This is a genomic window from Pseudoalteromonas sp. P1-9, assembly GCF_001399975.1.
Lineage (GTDB): Bacteria > Pseudomonadota > Gammaproteobacteria > Enterobacterales > Alteromonadaceae > Pseudoalteromonas.
This window is the reverse complement of record NZ_LKBD01000119.1, coordinates 1-764: the sequence shown is the minus strand read 5'-3', so window position 1 is coordinate 764 and position 764 is coordinate 1. Positions and strand designations below refer to the sequence as shown.

Annotated in this window: 2 protein-coding genes; both read right to left on the bottom strand. The window is 38.7% G+C overall.

Features of this window, described 5'->3' with window-relative positions; all coding sequences use genetic code 11:
• The coding region (locus AN214_RS21790) for a condensation domain-containing protein (protein ID WP_152960850.1) at positions 1–569 on the bottom strand (569 nt) is incomplete at its 3' end.
• A partial coding sequence (locus AN214_RS22780) for a hypothetical protein (RefSeq protein ID WP_161805714.1) occupies positions 569–764 on the bottom strand: 196 nt, incomplete at its 5' end. The genes AN214_RS21790 and AN214_RS22780, both read right to left, overlap by 1 nt.

Here is a 764-nt window from a genome sequence, read left to right as displayed (position 1 = left end):
ACATGGGTTTTACGGGACTCTTGCCATTGTGCTAGATAAGCGTCCTGCTCGGCTTCGCTCTTATCGCGAATGTCTTCAACCATTAACGGTAATGGCCGGGCTTTATAAACCAACTGTAATGGTCGTTCACTATCAAGCTTATAGCCTGTCCTCAACAACGGGTGCCGCAATACACAAGCTTTAAGCGCTGTTTCAAAATGATTCTGGTTCCAAGGACATTTTATATGCATGCCATTTAAGTCATGATAAGTTCCACTGAAGTCATCTAGCTGAGTATGGAACACCATTCCCGATTGCAACGCTGACATTGGATAAACATCATCATAATCAGATGAATTCAAGTCTTTTTCACTATCGAGTAGTAAGGAGAAGGGTTCTACTTCCACAGGCTTTTCATTCGCTTTAGCAGCAAGATAATCGATAATATCCTGCTTATGGTTTTTAATTTTAGTTTTTAAACTATCTGTAAAATTCCCTTTTTCAGATACATAAGCCAGCTTATCTTCTTTTAAGTACAAGACAATACCATTTGCCTTGGCTTTATTTATTATTTCTATCACTGTATCCATTAAAGGAATCCTTCTTCGACTTCTTTACCTTCAGCAGATATTTTCTCTTTGAGCTGCTCTGCTAAACCCACATCTGAAATAAACTTATTATTTGTCTCTATAAAATCGGCTAACTGCGCCACAGTCTGGTATTCAAACAGGTCTTTGATGGCCAATTGGATATTTTGCTTCTTCAGTAATGACACCACCTGGATG